The organism is Legionella sp. D16C41, assembly GCF_048541585.1.
Classification (GTDB): Bacteria; Pseudomonadota; Gammaproteobacteria; order Legionellales; family Legionellaceae; genus Legionella_C.
In genome coordinates, this window is record NZ_CP183303.1 from 1,658,256 (window position 1) to 1,680,162 (window position 21,907).

The following is a 21,907-nucleotide window of genomic DNA, read 5'->3' on the forward strand; positions in this document are numbered from 1 at the left end:
ATTTTAAGTCATATCGTAAACTTCATAAATAGAGTTTAGAGTGATTTCTGCCAAATGCATAATAGTTTGTTCATCAGTATTTAAAGGTGGCAACCAATATAATGTCTTACCTAAGGGTCGTAAAAAAGCTCCTCGTTTTAATGCCTGCTGGTAAAATTTAAAACCTATTCGTTGATTAGGTAACTCAGCAAGATCGCCTGCAACTAAGGCACCAATTGATCTAATATTAGTTAATTTTCCAGTTTTATTAGCAATTTCTTGAAAAAGTTCAAGCATTAATTTTCCTAATACAGTGGCCTTGTGATTGAGATTTTCTTCTTCAATAGCACAAATGGTTGCTAATGCAGCGCTGACTGCTAATGCATTGCCGCTATGAGTATGTGAATGTAAAAAAGATTGCCCTAATTCATAATCAGCATAAAAAAGCTCATAAACGGCATGGTCAATCATGACGCAACTAAGTGGAATGCTGCCTGATGTTAGTCCTTTAGAAAGGCAAATTAAATCAGGTTCAATAGCTGCATATTCACAAGCTAACCATTTTCCGGTTCGTCCAATACCGGTCATGATTTCATCAGCAATAATATAAATACCTTGCTGCTTAGCCCAATTACATAGTTTATTTAAAAAATCTGCACTATAACAACGCATTCCACCGGCGCCTTGAACAATAGGCTCAATAATCACAGCACATAGTTCATGTTTAAAGGGTTCTATATTTTTAAGGGCGGCTTGCCAATAGTTAAAGGCATTTTGCCAAAGTGGATCTTGCTCACCGCTAACATACGGGATTGAATCAATAAAATGACAAGGAAGCCCAAAATTATTATAAGGTTCTTTATAAATACCTAAATCGCTAACACTTAATGCGCCTATTGTCTCGCCATGATAGCTATTTCTTAAAGAAATAAATTTTTGTCGTTGCATTTGCCCTTTTATTTTTTGTGCATGTAGAGTTAGTTTAAGTGCAATTTCAACTGCACAAGAACCATCACTTGCGAAGAAAAGGTGTTGATTTCGCGTTATCTCAGCTAATTTTTGACCAAGCGCAGCCAAAGGAGCATGCGTAGTTGTCGTGGCAATAACATGTTCAAATAAAGTAAGTTGCTTTTGAATAGCAGCGGTTACTGCAGGGTGTCCATGGCCTAACGATTTACACCACCAACTTGAAATTCCATCAATTAATTTGCCTGCGCTTGTTTCCAGATAGCTTCCTTGTGCCTTATAAACAATCACTGGGAGGATTTGCTCAAAATCTTTCATTTGCGTGCAAGGGTGCCAAATGTGATTTAAATCTTGCGTAATAATTTGTTCCTTGTTAACCATAATTAAATTTTAAGTTGACAATAAAAACCGGCACTTTATCATGTAGAAAAAAATAATAAAATGGATAGTTTTGTGAATAAAAATATACTGAGCTGGACTAAGTCTGAGATTGAAACTATTTATACGCAACCGTTTAACGATTTATTATATGCAGCACATGACTGCCACCGCCAATATCATCAAGCAAATCAATTGCAACTAGCTGCCTTATTAAATATTAAAACTGGTGCTTGCCCTGAAGATTGTGGCTATTGTTCACAAAGCGGACATTACAAAACGGATATTCAAAAAGAGAAATTGCTCTCTGTTGAAGAAATTATTGCAAAAGCGAAACAAGCTAAAGATTCTGGCGCTACTCGATTTTGTATGGGAGCAGCTTGGCGAAGTCCGCCAGATAAGGCTATGCCTAAGATTATAGACGCTATTAAGGAAGTCAAGAATTTAGGTCTTGAAACATGTATGACGTTAGGAATGCTTAGTACAGAGCAGGCAAAAATGTTACATGAAGCAGGGCTTGATTTTTATAATCACAATATTGATACCTCACCTTCTTATTATGACAAAGTAGTTACTACCCGCACGTTTGCAGACAGACTCGCAACTCTTGAAGAAGTGCGCAAATCGGGAATGAAAGTATGTTGCGGTGGTATCTTAGGTTTAGGTGAAAGCAGAGATGATCGCATTGAATTTTTACTAACTTTAGCTAATCTACCTTCACCGCCTGAGAGTGTTCCTATAAATAGTCTAATTCCTGTAGAAGGTACACCACTTGCTAAAGCAAAACCCATCGATGGTATCGAGCTTGTACGCACTGTTGCAACAGCCCGTCTGTTAATGCCTAAAAGTATGATAAGGCTTAGTGCTGGGCGTACTAAAATGAGCGATGAGCTACAAGCATTATGTTATTTCGCTGGGGCTAACTCAGTTTGGGCCGGTACAAAATTATTAACTCAAAAAAATCCAGAAATTGATAAAGATCAACAACTATTTAATAAATTAGGATTGCAAGCATCCTTAGCATGATTAAACAGCTATTAAAGCAACATAATAGGTTGTTGAAAGAACAAGGCTTATATAGAGAGCGTTTGGTTATTGATGAATTTAAGCATCCTACACTGAACTTTAGCTCAAATGACTATTTATCTTTAAGAGAAGATAAACGGGTTAAGCAAGCTTATAGTAATGGATTTAATCATTATCCTTCAGGTAGTGGTGCTTCGATGTCTGTTTGTGGTTATCATAAAATCCATCAAAGCCTTGAAAATACTTTTGCCCACTATTTAAAGGTAGATAAAGCTTTACTGTTTAGCTCAGGTTATGCCGCTAACCTTGGTATTATTTCTTTATTAGCTAATTTGAAATGTCATGTATTAATTGATAAAGCAGTACATGCTTCTGTTTATGATGGTATTAAATTAACTAAAATAAATTATAAACGTGTTTTACATAATAATTATGATGATTTAACAGCAAAAGTAGCTACTGTTGGCAATAATTCGGTTTTTATGACGGAAGCTATTTTTAGCATGAGTGGTCAACAGGCTGATTTACAAAATATTAATCAAATTTGTGCAACAAAAACTGTACCCATTTTTGTTGATGAGGCTCATTCTTTTGGTGTAATGGGTAGGCATGGCTTGGGCGCTGTTAATTACTATCAGTTAACTCAACAACAAGTCCCTATACGTTTAATTACCTTCAGTAAAGCGTTGGGAGGGCAAGGTGCTATAGTTGCAGGTCAAGGGGAATGGATAGAAGCATTATTTCAATACGCACGCTCAAATATTTATTCTACAGCTCTAAGCCCTGCTTTAACTTTTGGATTATTAGAAAGTTTAGCATTACTTGTTACTTTAGATGACAGGCGGCAAAAACTAAGAGAGTTAATGCAATACTTTCAACAACAGGTTAGAAATTCGCCACTGCAGTGGCAAGAGTCTCATACGCCAATCCAACAATTACAACTAGGCTGTCCTCATAAAGCGCTATATTATGCACTACAGTTAAGAAACCACGGTATTATCTGTCAAGCGATACGCCAGCCCACTGTATGTCGTAAGGCTACTGGGTTACGAGTGGTCTTAAATGCCAATCATGAGCAAAATGATATTGATAAGTTGTTTTATAGGTTGCATCAAATTGACTAAATTAAATATTAATAAAATAGGAAATAATGATAAGACTTTGGTTTTTTTACATGGCTGGGGTTTTAACCAACTAATCTGGAAGTCGTTATTACCAAAGTTAATGGAGCAATTTAGTATTTATTTAATTGATTTACCTGGTTTTGGACAGAGCTCCTTGATGAATTGGGAAAAATTTAAAGCCGAGCTGTTGAATCATTTACCAAAGCAAGTAGCCCTAGTAGGCTGGTCATTAGGTGGGCTTTTCGCCACTAGACTTGCTATTGAAGAGCCAAAGCGTATTTCACATCTTATTAATGTAGCCTCTTCACCTTATTTTATAAAAGATACCTACTGGCCCGGAATTAATCAGCAAACATTGGCCCAGTTTTATACAAATTTAAGTCAGAATCCGGAAAAAACTACCGCAGAATTTATTGCTTTACAATTACAAAATTTTTCCCTAAATACTTTTGATATTAAGTCTGAGGTTTTTTCATCGTCCAAAGAAGCGCTTGCTAATGGCTTAAATATTTTAGCAAATTGGGATTTGCGGCCCTCTTTAAACCAACTTATCAGTCAAACATGTTATATGTTTGGTAGATTAGATGCGATTGTTCCTAGGCATTTATTGCCGCGTATGCAAGAATTATATCCGCAATTTAATTATATTTTATTTCCTAAAGCAGCACATATGCCTTTTATAACTCATCAAGCCGATTTTATTGATAAGCTTAGGAGTTTCGTATTATGAAACGATATTTTATTACCGGTACAGATACCGATTGTGGTAAAACTTATGTCACCTGTATGCTTTTAGCTTATTTAAATCAAAAATATAAAGCACAAGCTATAAAGCCTATAGCGAGTGGGTGTGAAGAAGTTAAAGGCCAGTTAGTTAGTCAAGATGTAGTACGTTTACAGGCTTATAATGCTGATGAAAATACTTCTATTAACTATTGGAAATATAAAGAACCTATAGCTCCTCATCTTGCAGCGCATTTGGTAAATGAAGAGGTAACTGCAACTCAAGTTATGCAATTTTGCGAACAAACAAAATTTAATTATTTTGATTATTTATTGATTGAGGGGGCAGGAGGGCTGCTTGTTCCATTAAACAATCATGAAACTTGGCTTGATTTTTTAAAATTATTTAATATCCCTGTAATTTTAGTAGTTGGCATGCGTTTAGGGTGTATCAATCATGCTTTACTAACCGATGCTCTACTTAAGGCACATCAAGTGCCTTGTTTAGGCTGGATAGCAAATGATGTTAGTAAAGAAATGTTGTTTAGAGAAGAAAATATTAGCACTTTAAAAGCAATGATGCATATGCCATTCATTGGTAGAGTTTATTATGATGCATTGAATCATTTTAATATAGAATTTGATAATAATTTGTTAATATAACAAATAAAACCATGAGTGATTTTGTGATAAAACTGTAGAGAGTAACCGTAAGAAGTTTTAACTTATCTAAGTTATATTCTTTAGATTTTTTAGAAGCTCTCACTTCTAGCGATATCACGGAGTTTATCCAATTTGGTTATCTGCTTGAGTTTAGGTATAATCTGTAATAATTGACTTAAAAAAATACTTATTGGTTGCATTTTATTCCATATAATAATAGTTTTTTTATATTTATACTTATTCAATCGGTGTTGCGAAAAGATTAAATTTTTTTAAACCATAATTTATACTAATTATGCATTGTTTATGCTCAGTTAGTTGGTTATAATTTGTCTCTATTTATTTAGCATTTTATTATTGAAATTTTAGTTAAGATCACTATATAAAAAGTGGCTTGAAATATTAGCTTTATATTCTTCTATTCCTCTAAACGTTTTATTACGGAGATTCATGGATGCCAATTTATGAGTATGAGTGTTCAAATTGCCATCATAAATTTGATTTAATGCAAAAGATAAACGATACCCCAGCAACGCAATGTCCTCAGTGCTTTAAGGATACGGCAGTAAGACTAATTTCAGCTGCAGGTTTTCAGCTAAAGGGTAGCGGCTGGTATGTGACAGATTTTAAAAATAAGGGAACTGCGCCGGTAAAGCAAACAGATAGTACTAAAGGTAGTGGAAGTGATGCTGAGAAAAAAACGACTGAGAAAAAGACTGATAAACCAAAAGGTGAAAAAGATTGAAACCTAAATCAATTCGCAGCGTCATTTTTGCAGGTTTAATAATTTGGCTGCCTATTTTAGTTACGTTTGTTGTTTTAAGATTTATTATTGATCTCTTAGATTCAACCATTGCTCTCCTACCGAGTGCTTATCAACCTGAGCATTTGTTCGGTGTTCACATACCAGGCTTAGGAGTGTTATTATCTTTACTGTTATTAATCATAACAGGAATGGTTGCAACTAATATCCTTGGCCAACGTTTAATGGGCTGGGGGGAAGCAATACTTGCTCGTATTCCGTTAGTGCGCTCAATTTATAATACCGCAAAGCAAATCATTCAAGCTATTTTGGCTACAAATAGCCAAGCATTTCGTAAAGTTATGTTGGTTCAATATCCAAGAAAAGGAGTTTGGACGCTAGCCTTTCAAACGGGTATGGCAAATGATGAAATTGCATCACATACGGGTGAAGAAATGGTTAGTTTATTTATTCCTACAACGCCTAATCCAACATCTGGTTTTTTAATTATAGTGCCCAAGCGAGAAGTTATTGAGTTAACAATGACAATTGATGAGGCTTTGAAATTTACAATTTCTTTAGGCGTTATGCCATCAAAAGAAAATACAGCTCCAGTTACTTACCCTTATTAAAATAGGTGTCCCATGCGATCACATTACTGTGCAAAAATTAATGAAACAATGATAGGTCAAACTGTAAGCATTTGTGGATGGGTACACAATCGTCGTGATCATGGTGGAGTGATTTTTTTAGATATTCGCGATCGTAGCGGTTTGGTACAAGTGGTTTATGAACCTGAACTAGCACCTATTTTTAAAATAGCAGAAAAATTACGTCATGAATTTGTTATTCAAGTTAAAGGTAAAGTACGTGCTCGTCCCGAAGGTATGGTTAATCTTAAGATGGCTACAGGGCAAATTGAAATTTTAGGACTTGAGCTTGATATCCTTAATCAATCGCAGTTACCACCATTTTTACCAGATGAATATCAATCGGTAAATGAAGATTTACGTTATCGTTATCGCTATCTAGATTTGCGTCGCCTTGATATGCAAAAGAATTTAATTTTAAGGCATAATTTAATTAGATGCATACGTGACTATTTAAATGAACAAGACTTTCTCGATATTGAAACACCGATGTTAACGAAAGCAACACCGGAAGGTGCTAGAGATTATTTAGTTCCTTCACGAGTACATCCTGGCTCATTTTATGCCTTACCGCAATCCCCGCAACTATTTAAACAATTATTAATGATGTCAGGATTTGATAAATACTATCAAATTGTACGTTGTTTTCGCGATGAAGATTTACGAGCTGATAGGCAGCCTGAATTTACTCAGCTTGATATCGAAATGTCTTTTATTGACGAGCAGGCCGTACAGCAGTTAATTGAAGGTATGTTGGCAAAAGTTTTTAAAGATATTTTGCAAATTGAATTAGCACTTCCTTTACCTAAAATGAGTTATGCTGAAGCTATGCATCGTTTCGGTAGTGATAAACCAGATTTACGTATTCCATTAGAATTAGTCGATATAGCTGACTTAGTACAAAACTCAGAATTTAAAGTATTTGCTGCAGCGGCGCAAAGTAATGATAGCCGAGTTGTTGCCTTAAAATTACCTAATGGGACTAAATTAAGTCGTAAGGAGTTAGACGATTACGCCAAATTTGTTAGTATTTATGGCGCTAAAGGCCTAGCTTACATTAAAGTAAACGATCGGACTCAGGGTATAGCAGGGTTACAATCACCCATTATTAAGTTTTTAGCAGAAAATACAGTAAATGCTATTTTAGATAGGCTAGAGGCCCAGACAGGTGATGTTTTATTTTTTGGTGCCGATAAAGCCAATATTGTCAATGAATCTATGGGAGCGTTGCGAACGAAGCTTGGTCATGATTGTGGTTTAGTTCAATCTGATTGGCAATTATTATGGGTTGTGGACTGGCCAATGTTTGAAATTGATCCTAAAACAAATGCCCTGCAGCCTATGCATCACCCCTTCACTTCACCTAGACAACTTGATAAAGAAGCGCTTAAAAAAGAACCTACTAAAACGTTAGCTAAAGCTTATGATATTGTGATCAATGGCTATGAAATTGGTGGAGGTTCTATTCGTATTCATCAACCTGAGCTGCAACAAGTTGTTTTTGATTTAATTGGTATTAATCAGCAAGAAGCAAAAGATAAATTTGGCTTCTTATTAGATGCGTTGCAATTTGGTTGTCCTCCCCATGGTGGTATAGCCTTAGGCGTCGATAGGCTAGCTATGTTATTAACTAATTCTACATCGATACGTGATGTGATTGCATTTCCTAAAACACAATCTGCATCATGTTTATTAACTAATGCGCCTACACCGGTAGGCCAAGTTCAACTTAATGAACTGGGAATTCGTCTTGCACCTAATTTATCAACATCCGAGTAAAATACAAAAAGGATGTTTTACTATGCTAAGGAATTGGCTAAGTTTCATGGTGGTAGTGCTTTTATTGAGTACTACCACGGCTTTTGCCCGCTCCTCAACCATTAACTCTAGTAAACTCATTGAGTATTTAACACAAGAAAAAACAAATTTAACTTTATCTATCAATGAGGCTAAATTATTTTCCTCTCCCGCAACGGAGGAAGAGTATTTAAAGCGGGTGCAGCAAAATGAAGCTTTCATGGCTTTAAACAAAGCAAAAATTACTAATTTAGAAAGTTTTCAAATCACCCAAAAGAAATTGCAAGCTGATTTTGGTTCACGTCTGAAGCAATTGCAGCAATTTCCAATAGCTGATGTGCCTAAGATTAATTCTCAAGCTAAAATTGAACGTATTAATGCGCTTAATGAAGTTAATAAGAAAACTATAGAGCTTATTAATGAGAATTTAAATTTAGCTAATCGTTATCAGGATTTGTTAGTTGAACAAAGCCATAAGCTTGAGCTTTGGAAATTAAAAGTACAAATGCGTCAACGTTTGGATAATTTACATGCTGAAGAAGATAAATTAAATCAATCGTTAGATAAATTATATGAGAATAGCTTAGTTATTCAACAAAAAATTAAAGCTGAAACCAATCCTAAAGCTAATTATTTACTTGATGCAAAATTATTACTAAATAATCAGGTTATAAACCTTACCCAACATAAGATTGCAAGCCTTAATTTACAAAGGAAATTAATTAAAGCAGATTATGAGCTATTAAAAACGCCAGATATCCGTACTTTGCAAACGGTAACTGAAGTTTACAAAAGTACCATTTTACAGCTTTCAGATATGGAGCTGGTGTTAAAGAAAATGGTAAATACCTTAAATGTCGAGCAGCGCCATCTTAATGATGTGAATTTAAAGCAACAATTCACAACCTTAATTAAAATTATTAATAAGCGTCTTGCTGATATTACAATTCAAGAGCAGACTCTTCAAGAGGATTTAGAAAATCATCAGCAGGAATTAAAAAAACAATTATCTGTAAGGCAAAGTTTGTCAGAGTATAGAATGGACAGCTGGCCGCTAATTATTCATGAATTATCGCGAATTCCTGCCCAGTTTTATAATTATGTAAAGTCTCTTATTTTAAAAACACGAGATAACTATTTATGGCAAGATACTATGCCAGCGCTTCTTTTTTGGTTTATGCTCACTGTTACAGGTACCGCCTTTTATCTTCTTCATCGTCTTTTAAAGCGTTTAACACTTGATAAGGAACGCTCTAGGCTATCAGGCCATTTGTATGCTGGTGTGTTAACTTTAATTAGCCGAAATATGCCTTATTTAGCATCGGCAGGCTTTTTATTTGTTATGCTCTATCTTAATAAAGTTCCTTTTAGTAATTATCAATTATTGTTTAATCTCCTTGTAGTTTGGTTAACCTTTAGAACAGTTTTATTAATTGGTCGTTTAGTGTTGCTTGAGCGTATTAGTGACTCCTCAGGTAAAGACGTTAGATTATATCACCGAGTCAAATGGTTATTATTAGCTGGCGGGTGGACAACTGCTTTAATGGTATTTAGTTATCAATTACCACTACCTTTACTTTTGCAAGATATTTTTAACCGCTTATTTATGTCGTTTTTAGTAGCGGTTTCTATTCTTGTTTTAAAAAGTAAAGAGGTTATTACCCATTTATTATATCCTGTCTTAAAAACTAAAAAACGTTATGTGCGTAATGCGGTGATGATATTAATGATACTTACTCCGCTTACATTATTTGTTACAGCGGTTATAGGATTAATTGGTTATATTAATTTAGCTTGGACAATGAGCCGGTATCAGGTGCAAATTTTATTTATTATTACCGGCTATATAGTGCTTAGAGGACTAATATTTGATGCTTTAGAACTTTTATCAGAATGGATGATATCGCATTCAGCTAATGGGTGGTTATGGATTGAAGTGATTTTAAAACCCTTAGATAAAGTTTTAAGAGTGCTTTTACTTATTTTGTCTTTAGTTGTTTTTTGTCAGCTATTTGGATGGTTATCGGACTCGACTATGCTAGCTAGGTTACAGCAATTTGGTGAGTATCCTTTAGTAAGTATCTCCGGCATTCATATAACCTCTGTTAGCATTATTGAATTTATTATCGTGCTTGCTGTCTTCTATTGGGTAGCTAAGTGGACACGTGAATTTTGTTATCGCTGGTTATACAGTAATACGCGCGATGCTGGAATTCGTAATAGTTTATCGGTGTTTACACAATATGCTGTTATTTTGATTGGTAGTATTATTACATTGCGCGTTCTAGGATTTGATTTTAGCGGTATGTCAATGGTAATTGGTGGGCTTGCTGTTGGAATGGGATTTGGTCTGCGTGATTTTGCAAGCAACATAGTTGGCGGGATAATGCTGCTTATTGAGCGACCGGTCCGGGAAGGAGATTTAATTACCTTAGGCAATTATGAAGGTCGTGTATCACATATTGGTATTCGCTCTATGCGTGTTTCATCCTGGGATAATATGGAAGTTTTAATTCCTAATGCAGAAACTTTTAATAAACCTTTTACCAATTGGACTCATCAAGATAGTATTATAAGAACAGTTGTTCCGATTAAAGTAAGTCGCGCAGATGATCCAAGTATTGTGCAGCAATTAATCCTAGATGTGTTGGCTACAGCACCAGAAATTGTCAGTGAACCTCCGGCACAAGTATTTTTAAAGAAAATTGATGAAGCTTTAATCGAGTTTGAAGTCCGCTATTTTATTAATGTGCAAACTCATACACGCTTTGAGGTACGTTCTAATGTGCTTTTTGCTATTATGGAGCAATTCAGAAAAGCAGGGATTAAGCCGCCTATACCTCCCATTAATGTACAATTAAAAGAAATAGAAGACCAAGAAATAAAAAAAGAACAAGAAAAAGAAAAAAACTATGAGCGTGCACTTACCAAAAGCTCCCCCAATTAATGAATGCGAATTATTGTTACGTTGTCAGCAAATCGAGGGTATTAGTTTTGCGCAATTAGCGCAGTTAGTCCAACTAGCTATTCCCAAAGAGTCGACTAAACGTAAAGGGTGGGCAGGTTTGGCTATAGAAGCAATCTTAGGGGCAACGGCCGGGACTAAAGCTTTACCTGATTTCAATCATTTAGGTATTGAATTAAAAACCATTCCCTTTAATGCTTGGGGAAAGCCTGCAGAGTCAACTTTTATTACAACTATTCCTCTTTTACATGTGCATCAACAAAATTGGTACAGCTCTGAGTGCTACAAAAAGTTAAAACGCATACTTTGGATTCCGGTGGAAGGTTTGCGCGATATTCCATTTGAAGCACGGCGTATTGGCCAGGCGTATTTATGGTCACCTACAGCTAGCGAGGAAGCTATTTTAAAACAAGATTGGCTAGAATTAACAACGATGATAGGTATGGGGCGCTTAGAAGAAATTGATGCAACCATGGGCCAGTATCTACAAGTGCGGCCTAAAGCTGCTAATGCACAGTCACTTTGCTATGGATTTAATAGTGAAGGGAGTAAAATTCTTACTCTTCCTCGTGGTTTTTATTTAAGAAGACATTTTACAGAATCATTATTTGCAAAATAAACTTCTATAAGATTATTTAAATTGATACTAAAAGTTATTGTTGATAACATCTAGGCATTTCTAGGGTTTTAACTAAAGAAATTTTATAAACAAGGATGAGAGAATGAATGCAGTATTATCTAAATTTATAAACAAATTTACTTTTGGATTATATATTGCTCTAGTGAATTCAATTGCTTTTGCTGGAAGCCCAAGCTCTAATTTCTCTAGATATACTTCTGCCTGGATAGCGGGTGGTGTATTATCAGTTATTGCTATTGGCTTTATTGTTGCGTTTGTTTCTGATGTTGATGACGAAGAAAATATTATTATTTGTCAATAATATTATAATAATTAATGATTTACGTATATTTAGTGTCTAGAGGTTTCAGGTTGAAATTAGCAAAAAGACTTGTTATTATCCTCAAAATAATAACTGCTTAGCCATCTTTTTAAATATTCATAAACAGGGATGAACGAATGAAAACATTATTATCTAAACTTATTAACAGATATACTATAGGGTTATATATTGCTTTTGCTAATAGTGTTGCATTTGCTGCTAGCCCCTTTCCTCAGCGATTAGCCCCAGGTTGGATAGCAGGTGGTATATTAGCAGCTGCTGTAGTAGGTGGAATCATTGCATTTTCTGGTAATCATGATGACGATGATGATGATATTCTCCTTTGTCAATAAGTTTAGTTAATTAGATTAATTGCTAGCAATTATATTTGCTAGCTTATCTTACTACAGTGATTTAAAACTTAGCTATGCTTAGTCACTCAATGCGTTATTCATGGCAAGTTATGCATGCATCTGTTTTCGCTCTTGTCATTCGAGATATTCAAAACAGATTTATTAAAACAGTTAATACTAAGCGTTCTCTAGGTGTTTTATGGGTAGTATTAGAGCCTATCTCTCATATTGGCATCTGGATGTTAATACGTGTTGTCTTAGATAGGAATATTTATACTGTTATTCCAATGCCGCTATTCATATTATTAGGTGTTATACCTTTTCTGTTTTTTCGCCGTATAGTAACAAATAGTAAAAACTGCATTAAAAGTAATAAAAGTTTTTATCTGTTTCGACAAGTTAAACCGTTCGATCCGCTTCTTGCTAAAGTGATTAGTGAGTTTCTAATTTCAGTACTTGTTTTTTTAATTTTATTAATTGGCTTAAGTTGGTTTGGAATAAAATGGAAGCTTTATAATCTTTCAGCTTTATTATTTAATGCCTTTAGTTTTTCCTGCTTCATTTTAGGACTTTCTTTATGTATTGCTATTGGCTGTTTTTTCTTTAGCTTTTTGAACACGCTTATTAGTATTGCTAATCGCTTCACTTATATAATATGCGGAGTTTTCTTTAACTCTAATATGCTACCAAAACCTTTAAGAACGATAGCTTTATATAATCCTATTTTTCAATTTATTGAGCTGGCCCGAGAAAGTTTTAGTGTTCCTTTTTCTTATGTGCCATATGCCTCAAGCAATTATTTGTTAAAGGCATCCCTAATAACATTAGCTACGGGGCTGGCGTTGTATTTAGCTTTGTATCAAAAAATAATGATTGAAATTGAACAGCGATGATTGAAGCAATAAATATTAGTAAATATTATAAGGTTCAAGGAAAAAAACATACCGTATTCCATAATTTGTCTTTATGTATTAAACCGGGTGAAAGAATTGCTTTAATGGGCCGAAATGGTGCAGGTAAGTCAACTTTATTGCGTATTTTATGTGGTATAGAAAAGCCTAGTTCCGGTATTGTAAATATTACTAGCCGATTATCGTGGCCTGTAGGGGTAGCGGGTGGATTTATTAATAATTTAACGGGCCGAGAAAACGTAAAATTTGTTTGTCGACTCTTTAAAACCAAGCGAGAAGAAACAAGAGAAAAACTTGATTTTGTACAAGATTTTGCTGAAATTGGTCATTATTTCGATATGCCTATGCAAACATATAGTTCAGGAATGCGATCACGTTTAGCCTTTGGTTTATCAATGGCCTTTGATTTTGACTTTTATATAGTTGATGAGGCTTTAGCAGTAGGCGATCTAGCATTTAGAAAAAAATGTAAACTTATTTTTAATCAAAAAGCTAAATCAAAAGGCATTATTATGGTTTCTCACAGCATAGGTTTAATAAAAGAGTTCTGTGATCAAGGAATTTTTTTGCATGGTGATTCTATAACTAAAGCTAATAATATAGAAGACGTAATAGCGCAATATAAGGCATTAGCCTAGGCAATTATGTTGGGAGTTTAATTTCTAGATTTTGTGATCAATTTATGTTACTGTTTTCTGCGCTAATGTATATTAGATCTAATAAGGGAGTACATGGAACAAGTATACAAAGGAAAAAGGGTTCTAATTACTGGTGCTGCAGGAACAATTGGTACTGTTTTAACTTCAAAATTATTAAGGCTCAATGTTAAAGAAGTAAAAGCGCTTGATAACAATGAGTCAGAATTATTTTACTTAAATGAAAAACATCGTAAAGAGAGCCGTTTCAATGGCTTTTTTGCTGATATAAGGGATTTAGATAGACTTAGATACTTAGCGCGTAATGTAGATATAATTATACATACCGCTGCCATGAAGCATGTCATTATTAGCGAGCAAAGCCCTTTTGAAGCGGTTAGAACTAATGCTGAAGGAACTTTAAATGTCATTAGTGCTGCTATCGAGTCTGCTACTGTTAGTCGTGTTATATACACCAGTAGTGATAAAGCAGTTAATTCTACAAATGTTATGGGTACTACCAAATTATTAGGTGAACGCCTAATTACTTCAGCCAGCAATCTTAAAGGATCTAGCAATATTATTTTTAGTAGTACTCGTTTCGGTAATGTTATCGGTTCCCGTGGCTCAGTGCTACCTATTTTTTATTCTCAAATTAAAGAAGGCAGAAAACTTACTATTACCGATAACCGGATGTCGCGTTTTTTTATGACGGCAGATGAGGCAGTTAAGTTAGTTATTGAGGCATCACTTCTTGCTAAAGGCGGTGAAGTTTTTATTACAAAAATGCCAGTGATGCGCATTATAGATTTAGCAAGTGCTATGATAGAGTTGGTAGCGCCTAAGTTCAATCGCCACCCAGAAGATATTGAGATTGAGTTTATTGGGCCAAAACCAGGTGAAAAACTTTATGAAGAATTAATGACTCAGGATGAAACTGAAAGAGCTTATGAACTTAAGCATATGTTTGTTGTCAAGCCCGCTATGCTACCTTTATATGAAGAAATTGACTATAGTAACTATGAAACTTTAGTCAGTAAAAATGTAACTAAACCCTATATAAGCTCAAGTGAGAGTTTTATGTCAGTTGCAGAAATCAAAGATTACCTCTTATCTCATTTCCTACTAGACTGCTTTAAGTATAAAGGATCAACCCCTAATAATATTATTAAACATGTGATACCAATAACTAACAAAGAAGTAAATCAGGATTATCTGGCATTAACTTTATAAAAGCTGTAAGGAGAAGTATCGTGCCTCATGTTTTAATTTTGGGTGGCGATGGTTATCTTGGTTGGCCTACAAGCATGTATTTTTCAAATCGTGGTTATGATGTAACGATTGTCGATAATTATCTAAGGCGAAATGCGTGTGTAGAACTTGATGTAGGCATGCTATATTCTGTTCCTTCTCTAATCGAGCGTGCTAAAATTTGGCACGAATTAACAGGTAAAGAAATTAAGGTCGTTATTGGTGATCTTAGCGATCCAGAAATAATGCGGAGCTTATTTAATAGTCAAGTTACGTATCAGTGGGCAAGAAGCAATCGCTTTACAGGTATTCCTGATACAGTCATTCATTATGCAGAGCAACCTTCAGCACCTTATTCTTTAATTAATTATAAATATGCTAATAAGACCATTCAAAACAACCTGTTAGTTACAAATAATATTTTATTTGCCTTAAGAGATTATGCGCGTGATACGCATCTAATTAAATTAGGTACTATGGGCGAATATGGTACGCCTAATATTGATATTGAGGAAGGGTGGCTTGAAATCGAGCATAAGGGACGTAAAGATAAATTTTTATTTCCACGCCAAGCAGGTTCAATTTATCATACGACTAAAGTTATGGATACGGACTTAATTTGGTTCGCTGTGCGTATGTGGAATCTTAAATGTACCGATTTAATGCAAGGACCAGTCTTTGGCATAGATACACCTGAGTCTGAAATAGACACTCGCTTAAAAACTATTTTTAATTATGACGAGATTTTTGGCACAATTATTAATCGTTTTATTACCCAAGCGGTGGTAGGTTATCCTTTAACAGTTTATGGAAAAGGTGGGCAAACTCGTGGGTACTTAAATATCAATGATACTTTACAATGCGTGCATGCTTCCGAAAAAAACTCTGCTAAACCAGGTGAACTTCGTATATTTAATCAAATAATGGAAACGTTTACTGCCATTGAGCTTGCTAATCTCACTAAAAAAGTAGGCGATAGTTTAGGCTTTAATGTAGAGATTAGCAATATTGAAAATCCACGTATAGAAAAAGAAGAGCACTATTACAATCCTACCTATCAAGGCCTACAAAATATTGGCGTTCAACCTCACTATCTTACTGAAGATACTATGCAAAGTATTTTTGAAGTAGTAAACCGTTATAAAGATAATATTCGTAAGGATGTTATTTTTAGAGGAATTAAATGGTAGAAAGTTTTATAAAGCCTTTTTAAGGAATAAAAGTGAGTATAAATCAAAGTTGTTATACAGCTTCAGAAGATATTCAGATTCAACCAGGCGCTATAGTAGGTTTAAAGTATAAAGAAAATAGTAATGCTGTAATGTTGGAGCAAAATACTATCATTCGCGCAGGAACTATTATTTATTGCGATGTGACGTGCGGTGCTTATTTTCAAACCGGCCACAATGTTTTAATTAGAGAACATACTGAAATTGGTAAACATGTTGTTATAGGAACGAATACTATTATAGATGGAAACGTTATTATAGGTAGTTATGTAAAAATTGAATCCAATTGTTATATCCCTACGCATACACTTATTGGTTCACGTGTATTCATTGGGCCAGGCGTAACCATGACTAATGATAAATACCCTTTAAAAATGCGAGATAATTATAAACCTCAAGGTCCAACTATTGAAGATGAAGTAACAATTGGTGGCGGAGCCGTCATTGTTCCTGGTATTAAAATAGGCAAAGGTTCCTTTATAGCTGCCGGTACAGTTGTCACTAAAGATATCCCCCCTATGAGTTTAGTAATAGGTTTTCCTGGAAAAATAACTAATCTTCCAGATGAGCTTAAAGAAAGGAATATGGCATTAAGTTGGAGAGAGTATTTGCCGGCTTAGTTATTATAAATTTTAGGAATAGATTAAATGTCTACTGTTAAGAAAATTAAAATGGCTGAAATTAGTTTATCTACGACTGAAATAGAAAGAGCCACGGCAGTATTAAAATCTGGAGCATTAAGACAGGGTAAAGAGTGTGAACTTTTTGAAAAAGAATTTGCTGAAAAAGTAGGCGCTCGTCATGCGATTACTTGCGCCAATGGTTCGGCTTCATTGCATCTAGCTTATATGACTTTCCTTAAACCTGGTGATGAAGTTTTAGTACCTTCTTTTACTTTCATGGCAACAGGGTCAATGGTAACCATGGCTGGAGGAAAGCCTATAGTTTGTGATGTGGATCCAAATAATTTTTTAATTAATTTAGATGACGCTGCCAATCGCATAACTGACAAGACAGTAGCTATATCGCCTGTTCACTTATTTGGTAATGTTTGTGATGTAGATAGCATACAAAATTTTGCTAAGAAGTATAAGCTTAAAGTTATCTGGGATAATGCTCAAGCGCATGGCGCTCAGTATGCAGGTAAAGACGTCGGTTGCTTTAACGATTATACATCTTATTCCTTTTATCCATCAAAAAATATGTTCGTTGGTGAAGGAGGGATGATCCTTACCAATGATGATGATGCAGCCTACAAACTTCGTTTTATGCGTACTCATGGCCAGACTGGAAAATATTATCATACTATGCTTGGCCTAAATTATAGGATGACAGATATTGAGGCGGCTATTGGTCGTGAGCAATTAAAGCGTTTAGATGAAATGTTAGCAATAAGAACTAAAAATTATAACTATTATAATAAACATTTAGCGAATATTGCTGGATTAATTCCGCAAAAGTCATTGCCAAATACAAAGCATGCTGTGCATCAATATTGTTTACGTGTTGACCCTAGTTTAGCTGGCGTTACGCGAGATCAGTTAGTTCAATCTTTAAATAGTAAGGGAATTGAGACTGGTATCCATTATCCACGTGGCCTTCATCAACAGCCTATTTTTATAGAATTGTATGGAGAACAGAATTTACCTGTTACAGAGATGTTAACAAGACAGATATTTGCCATTCCAGTTCATCATGGCTTAACCTATGAGGATATAGACTATATTACTCAGGCGGTAAAGACTTCTTTAGCTTAGGATAGTAGATATATTTATTAAAATGGTGAGATTTATATGGATTTATATCGAACTAAGGTAAGAAAAAAGATAACTATAATAAAGAATGCTGTCTACCAACCATATTTTTTTTTAAAAAAAGTTAAGTCTTTTCGCGTAAAAAAAATAAAGCAAAAAGGTTACCTTTCAAGCTTTCAGCTAAATAACTTAAGAAAATTATTACACCCAAAAAAATTGATAAAAAAGAAATCACGAGCCCAAAAATTGAAATTAAGCAATAAAACGTACAAACTGAAACTAATGCTAAAAAATAAGCAGCAAGCCTATAAAAACTTTAAATTAATGAATGCTCAATTAGTTGCTAAAAATATACAAGTTGAAAGATTTAAGAAGGAAATTTTAAAAAAAGATGAAGTTATTAAAAAACTAAGGCTTTTAAATGAAAATTATAAAATATGTGGTGCTAACTATCTTTATAGCACGTTAAATTATACAGCTAGATGTTTAAAAGTAAGTAATATTTTAAAAGCAGATGCTTATTTAGCTTATTGTATGCAGGCGATGGTTGCTACGGAAGAGATAAATAAAATTTTCCCAGGGAAAAAAATTTGTAATGTCATAGAGATTCCTTCTTTAGCACATAGAAGTCTAAAGTTAAATTGGATGCCTGAGTTTACACAGCTTATAGACAATGCATTTGAAACTTATTTATTTAATTTTGATAAAATCTTAACCGTTGGACATGCATTAGCATTACATTTAGAAAAATATAATATACCAGTTCAGGTGATTGAAAATTATCGTTATGCAGAGCCATATCAAAGCTCTAATTTTCTAAGAGAAGAGTGTCGGCTTTTACCACAGGATAAATTAATTGTAGCAATTAATATTATGGTCAAAGGCTCTTTAGAACCTGTAATAGAATGTATGAGATATTTAGATCCTAACATTCACTTAGCAATTATTTGTAAATTTTCTCCACCGGAATATGAACTTGAAATTCAAAATAAAATTAAATCTTTAAATCTAGAAAATAGAATACATTTATTCGGATTTTTTCCTTATGCTCAATTAACTACAGTGTTATCAGCAGCCGACATAGGTTTAATTATATTAAATCCTAAAATTTTAAATCATCAAGTTGCTCTTCCTAATCGACTGTTTGACTTAATTAGTGCTGGTCTACCTGTGTGTTCACTCGACATTAAAGATATTTCTAAAATTATTAAAGAAAATAACTGCGGACATATTATTTCTGAAAACGATCCTTGGGTTTGGGCTGAAGGTATTAAATATGCCTTAAGTAAAAGAGACATATTTAAGCAAAATACATTAGCAGCAAGAGAAAAATTAACCTGGGAATCAAAAGAGGCCCAACTTTTAGATTTCTTTGGAGATATAAAAACAATTACTTTATTAGGAAATAATGACATTTTAAATAATAACCGCAGCATGCGTATAGCTAAAACTTTGGCGCAAAATGGTATTGAGGTAAAAATTGCAGTAAAAGAAGAATTTAAAAATAAGAATTTAAATCTTCATAAAAATATAACATGTTATTACGTATAAATTTATTTTAATTTTAGGCTTATTTGATGTAAATGAATAAAGTTATAAAGGTTGTAATTCAATGAAGATAGGGATTATAGGATGTGGTAAGCAAGCTGCTAAACATATTACAGCGCTACGTGAAAATAATTTTTATAATATTGTAATCTATGATATCAATCAGCAAGTTTGTTGCAAGCTAGCGCAAGAATATGGTGTTAATATTGAATCCATTGAAGACATGCTAGCTGATAAAAATACTAAAGGCATTATTATATCTACCCCAACTCCTAGCCACTTTGATTTAATTTGCTTAGCACTCAAGGCAAGAAAGCATGTCTTTTGTGAGAAACCTCTTTGTGAAAATATTAATCAAGCGAAAACACTAGAATTATTGTCTGAGGAAACTGGTTGTTTTGTACAAGTTGGTTACGTATATCGCCAGGTGCCTGCTTTTAGAGAGCTAAAAAAAATGCTTCAAGCTCCGGAGCAGCCCCTAGGGCACATAAGTTTTGCTAATTTTAGAATCGGAGGACGAGGTGATCATAGCGCCTGGAAACATAAGAAAGACTTAGGAGGCGGGGCTATTAATGAAATGTTCATGCATATGTTAGATTTGTCAGGTTGGTTATTAGGCGAGATAATTGATGTTAATCATTGTGAAATACTGTTGCTTCGTCCTGAACGTCTTATTAATGGCCAAAAAATTTCTGCTAATGCTGAAGATTTTATATTTATGTCGGGTTTTACAGATACAAGTAATTACATTAATTTACAAGCGGATCTAGTTACACCGGCGTTTAGTCAATTTATTGAAATCCAAGGAGATAATGGAAGCTTTTACGGCTCTATCCAAGCAGATAAACCTTCAAGTTATTATTTGATTAAAGAAAAAAATAATTATCAATGTGGACACTATAAATTAGATTTTCCATCAATTAATTTATTTACAGCACAAATCAAGGAATATCTTAATAATCTTGTTAATAACAAAATAAAAGAATCTCCTAGTATTCTTGATTCAATCTATCTTTTTAATATTTTAGAAAAACTAATAAGTAAATAATGAGTGCTTTTTTTAATTCTTTGCTACGAAAAAGATATAATAAAAAAATTGTAAACAAACTGCATGAACAACATAACTCGTATATTTATAACTTTCATATTGATCGTATTTTAACATTTTCAAGATATGCATATAATTATTGTGATGTTCTTAAAGCAGATTTATATATTTCCCATGGAGTTAGAGCTTTAGCAGCCACTCACGCTATTAGCTTAGCAACAGACACAAATTACATTTATGATGCTATTGAAATTCCGTCACTTTCTCATAGAAATATACCAGATAAGTCACATCCAGTTATATTAAATACATTAGATAATTTAAGTGATTTTTATATAAGGAATTCAAAAAAAATCATGACTGTCAGTAATGCTTTAGGCAAGTATTTAACCAATTATAATGTGCCTATCCATGTTCTTCCAAATTACCGTTTAAATGAGTCATTTGCAGTTCAAAAAGATTGCCATAGTAATTGTTTACATAAGTTATGTGGAATAAAAAATACTAAAAGATTAATATTAGTTTTAAGTACTATAACAAGTGGTATAGAAAGTTTATTTTTAAGTATTCCTTATCTTCCTAATGATATTGATATAGTTTTTTTGGGTAATGTGAGACCAGATTCTTATAAATTGTCGATGCAAAAGTTAGCAAAAAAACTAAAAGTTTCTAAAAGATGCCATTGGCTTAATCCTGTACCTTATACTGCTTTATTAAAAACAATTTCTTGTGCTGTAATTGGATTAATTTTGTTAAATACAGAAAGGTTAAATAGTTATTTATCGCTTCCTAATCGAGTGTTCGATTATTTTGCGGCAAATATACCTATCATTTCACCTAATATACCTGATATTACAGCTTTATTGCAGAAACATACGTGTGGTATTACCTTAGATAATTTAAAAGAAGAAGGTTGGGCAAAGTCAATAAATTACCTCTTACAAAATCTAGATTTATATAAGGATAATATATCTTTTTTTAATAAAACATATACTTGGCAATCGCAAGAGGAAAAATTACTAAAACTAATAGATGGTGCTCGCTCTGTTACTATTCTTAGTATGAATGATTTGGTAGAAAATCAGCGATTTAAGCGCATAGCAAACACTTTGGCTAAAAATAATATTTTAGTTAAAGTATTTTGCTTAAGTAAACATAAAGTAGTGAATAATAGTTCAAATATTCATTTTTATTTATTAGAAAAATTCTAGACATTCCTGGTTA

At 33.8% G+C, this 21,907-nt stretch carries 21 protein-coding genes; 20 read left to right on the plus strand and 1 reads right to left on the minus strand.

Annotation, left to right across the window (positions count from 1 at the left end):
* Nucleotides 1–3: 3 nt before the first annotated feature.
* The gene (gene bioA / locus ACNVED_RS07275) at nt 4–1,326 is read right to left on the minus strand and encodes an adenosylmethionine--8-amino-7-oxononanoate transaminase (protein ID WP_419421090.1); all 1,323 of its coding nucleotides are present in this window, start codon (nt 1,324–1,326) and stop codon (nt 4–6) included.
* 72 nt (nt 1,327–1,398) lie between these two features.
* Between bioA and bioB the strand changes: the two genes are divergently transcribed.
* The 20 genes from bioB (at nt 1,399) to ACNVED_RS07375 (ending at nt 21,894) form a co-directional block, all read left to right on the plus strand.
* Nucleotides 1,399–2,349, plus strand: coding sequence for a biotin synthase BioB (bioB, locus tag ACNVED_RS07280; RefSeq protein WP_419421091.1), 951 nt, complete (start codon nt 1,399–1,401; stop codon nt 2,347–2,349).
* Nucleotides 2,346–3,473 carry an aminotransferase class I/II-fold pyridoxal phosphate-dependent enzyme gene (locus tag ACNVED_RS07285; RefSeq protein ID WP_419421092.1) on the plus strand — a complete coding sequence of 376 codons (1,128 nt, stop codon included), beginning with the start codon at nt 2,346–2,348 and terminating at the stop codon, nt 3,471–3,473. Before bioB ends, ACNVED_RS07285 begins: the two co-directional genes overlap by 4 nt.
* Complete coding sequence (locus ACNVED_RS07290) at nt 3,466–4,203, plus strand: alpha/beta fold hydrolase (RefSeq protein ID WP_419421093.1); 738 nt, start codon at nt 3,466–3,468, stop codon at nt 4,201–4,203. Before ACNVED_RS07285 ends, ACNVED_RS07290 begins: the two co-directional genes overlap by 8 nt.
* Nucleotides 4,200–4,859, plus strand: a complete 660-nt coding sequence (gene bioD, locus ACNVED_RS07295) for a dethiobiotin synthase (protein WP_419421094.1) — start codon at nt 4,200–4,202, stop codon at nt 4,857–4,859. The genes ACNVED_RS07290 and bioD overlap by 4 nt, the downstream gene beginning before the upstream one ends.
* 454 nt (nt 4,860–5,313) lie before the next feature.
* Complete coding sequence (locus tag ACNVED_RS07300; RefSeq protein ID WP_419421095.1) at nt 5,314–5,604, plus strand: FmdB family zinc ribbon protein; 291 nt, start codon at nt 5,314–5,316, stop codon at nt 5,602–5,604.
* Complete coding sequence (locus ACNVED_RS07305) at nt 5,601–6,233, plus strand: DUF502 domain-containing protein (RefSeq protein ID WP_419421096.1); 633 nt, start codon at nt 5,601–5,603, stop codon at nt 6,231–6,233. Before ACNVED_RS07300 ends, ACNVED_RS07305 begins: the two co-directional genes overlap by 4 nt.
* A 12-nt stretch (nt 6,234–6,245) precedes the next feature.
* Nucleotides 6,246–8,030, plus strand: coding sequence for an aspartate--tRNA ligase (aspS, locus tag ACNVED_RS07310; RefSeq protein WP_419421097.1), 1,785 nt, complete (start codon nt 6,246–6,248; stop codon nt 8,028–8,030).
* Between the two features lie 22 nt (nt 8,031–8,052).
* Entirely contained in the window at nt 8,053–10,995 is a 2,943-nt protein-coding gene (locus ACNVED_RS07315) for a mechanosensitive ion channel domain-containing protein (RefSeq protein ID WP_419421098.1), read from the plus strand.
* Complete coding sequence (mutH, locus tag ACNVED_RS07320) at nt 10,961–11,632, plus strand: DNA mismatch repair endonuclease MutH (protein WP_419421099.1); 672 nt, start codon at nt 10,961–10,963, stop codon at nt 11,630–11,632. The genes ACNVED_RS07315 and mutH overlap by 35 nt, the downstream gene beginning before the upstream one ends.
* A gap of 103 nt (nt 11,633–11,735) precedes the next feature.
* A complete protein-coding gene (locus tag ACNVED_RS07325; RefSeq protein ID WP_419421100.1) occupies nt 11,736–11,954 on the plus strand; it encodes a hypothetical protein in 219 nt (72 codons plus the stop codon).
* A gap of 137 nt (nt 11,955–12,091) precedes the next feature.
* Nucleotides 12,092–12,307 (plus strand): hypothetical protein, encoded by a 216-nt coding sequence (locus ACNVED_RS07330; RefSeq protein ID WP_419421101.1) that lies wholly within the window; start codon nt 12,092–12,094, stop codon nt 12,305–12,307.
* An 89-nt stretch (nt 12,308–12,396) separates the two neighbouring features.
* The gene (locus ACNVED_RS07335) at nt 12,397–13,200 is read left to right on the plus strand and encodes an ABC transporter permease (RefSeq protein ID WP_419421102.1); all 804 of its coding nucleotides are present in this window, start codon (nt 12,397–12,399) and stop codon (nt 13,198–13,200) included.
* Nucleotides 13,197–13,856 carry an ABC transporter ATP-binding protein gene (locus ACNVED_RS07340; protein ID WP_419421103.1) on the plus strand — a complete coding sequence of 220 codons (660 nt, stop codon included), beginning with the start codon at nt 13,197–13,199 and terminating at the stop codon, nt 13,854–13,856. Before ACNVED_RS07335 ends, ACNVED_RS07340 begins: the two co-directional genes overlap by 4 nt.
* A gap of 93 nt (nt 13,857–13,949) precedes the next feature.
* A complete protein-coding gene (locus ACNVED_RS07345; RefSeq protein ID WP_419421104.1) occupies nt 13,950–15,086 on the plus strand; it encodes an SDR family NAD(P)-dependent oxidoreductase in 1,137 nt (378 codons plus the stop codon).
* 20 nt (nt 15,087–15,106) lie between these two features.
* The gene (locus tag ACNVED_RS07350; RefSeq protein ID WP_419421105.1) at nt 15,107–16,294 is read left to right on the plus strand and encodes an NAD-dependent epimerase/dehydratase family protein; all 1,188 of its coding nucleotides are present in this window, start codon (nt 15,107–15,109) and stop codon (nt 16,292–16,294) included.
* Between the two features lie 32 nt (nt 16,295–16,326).
* A complete protein-coding gene (locus ACNVED_RS07355; protein WP_419421106.1) occupies nt 16,327–16,953 on the plus strand; it encodes an acyltransferase in 627 nt (208 codons plus the stop codon).
* Nucleotides 16,954–16,980: 27 nt separating this feature from the next.
* A complete protein-coding gene (locus ACNVED_RS07360; protein WP_419421107.1) occupies nt 16,981–18,090 on the plus strand; it encodes a DegT/DnrJ/EryC1/StrS family aminotransferase in 1,110 nt (369 codons plus the stop codon).
* A 36-nt stretch (nt 18,091–18,126) separates the two neighbouring features.
* On the plus strand, nt 18,127–19,638 hold the full coding sequence (locus ACNVED_RS07365; protein ID WP_419421108.1) for a glycosyltransferase: 1,512 nt from the start codon (nt 18,127–18,129) through the stop codon (nt 19,636–19,638).
* Nucleotides 19,639–19,699: 61 nt separating this feature from the next.
* The gene (locus tag ACNVED_RS07370; protein WP_419421109.1) at nt 19,700–20,683 is read left to right on the plus strand and encodes a Gfo/Idh/MocA family protein; all 984 of its coding nucleotides are present in this window, start codon (nt 19,700–19,702) and stop codon (nt 20,681–20,683) included.
* On the plus strand, nt 20,683–21,894 hold the full coding sequence (locus tag ACNVED_RS07375; RefSeq protein ID WP_419421110.1) for a hypothetical protein: 1,212 nt from the start codon (nt 20,683–20,685) through the stop codon (nt 21,892–21,894). The genes ACNVED_RS07370 and ACNVED_RS07375 overlap by 1 nt, the downstream gene beginning before the upstream one ends.
* Nucleotides 21,895–21,907 lie beyond the last annotated feature (13 nt).

What these genes read in the sequence shown, in the direction of transcription:
- bioA (WP_419421090.1), bottom strand. Translation starts at nt 1,326, where the DNA reads ATGGTTAACAAGGAACAAATTATTACGCAAGATTTAAATCACATTTGG.
- ACNVED_RS07285 (WP_419421092.1), top strand. Translation starts at nt 2,346, where the DNA reads ATGATTAAACAGCTATTAAAGCAACATAATAGGTTGTTGAAAGAACAA.
- bioD (WP_419421094.1), top strand. Translation starts at nt 4,200, where the DNA reads ATGAAACGATATTTTATTACCGGTACAGATACCGATTGTGGTAAAACT.
- ACNVED_RS07300 (WP_419421095.1), top strand. Translation starts at nt 5,314, where the DNA reads ATGCCAATTTATGAGTATGAGTGTTCAAATTGCCATCATAAATTTGAT.
- aspS (WP_419421097.1), top strand. Translation starts at nt 6,246, where the DNA reads ATGCGATCACATTACTGTGCAAAAATTAATGAAACAATGATAGGTCAA.
- ACNVED_RS07315 (WP_419421098.1), top strand. Translation starts at nt 8,053, where the DNA reads ATGCTAAGGAATTGGCTAAGTTTCATGGTGGTAGTGCTTTTATTGAGT.
- mutH (WP_419421099.1), top strand. Translation starts at nt 10,961, where the DNA reads ATGAGCGTGCACTTACCAAAAGCTCCCCCAATTAATGAATGCGAATTA.
- ACNVED_RS07325 (WP_419421100.1), top strand. Translation starts at nt 11,736, where the DNA reads ATGAATGCAGTATTATCTAAATTTATAAACAAATTTACTTTTGGATTA.
- ACNVED_RS07330 (WP_419421101.1), top strand. Translation starts at nt 12,092, where the DNA reads ATGAAAACATTATTATCTAAACTTATTAACAGATATACTATAGGGTTA.
- ACNVED_RS07335 (WP_419421102.1), top strand. Translation starts at nt 12,397, where the DNA reads ATGCGTTATTCATGGCAAGTTATGCATGCATCTGTTTTCGCTCTTGTC.
- ACNVED_RS07340 (WP_419421103.1), top strand. Translation starts at nt 13,197, where the DNA reads ATGATTGAAGCAATAAATATTAGTAAATATTATAAGGTTCAAGGAAAA.
- ACNVED_RS07345 (WP_419421104.1), top strand. Translation starts at nt 13,950, where the DNA reads ATGGAACAAGTATACAAAGGAAAAAGGGTTCTAATTACTGGTGCTGCA.
- ACNVED_RS07360 (WP_419421107.1), top strand. Translation starts at nt 16,981, where the DNA reads ATGTCTACTGTTAAGAAAATTAAAATGGCTGAAATTAGTTTATCTACG.
- ACNVED_RS07365 (WP_419421108.1), top strand. Translation starts at nt 18,127, where the DNA reads ATGGATTTATATCGAACTAAGGTAAGAAAAAAGATAACTATAATAAAG.
- ACNVED_RS07370 (WP_419421109.1), top strand. Translation starts at nt 19,700, where the DNA reads ATGAAGATAGGGATTATAGGATGTGGTAAGCAAGCTGCTAAACATATT.
- ACNVED_RS07375 (WP_419421110.1), top strand. Translation starts at nt 20,683, where the DNA reads ATGAGTGCTTTTTTTAATTCTTTGCTACGAAAAAGATATAATAAAAAA.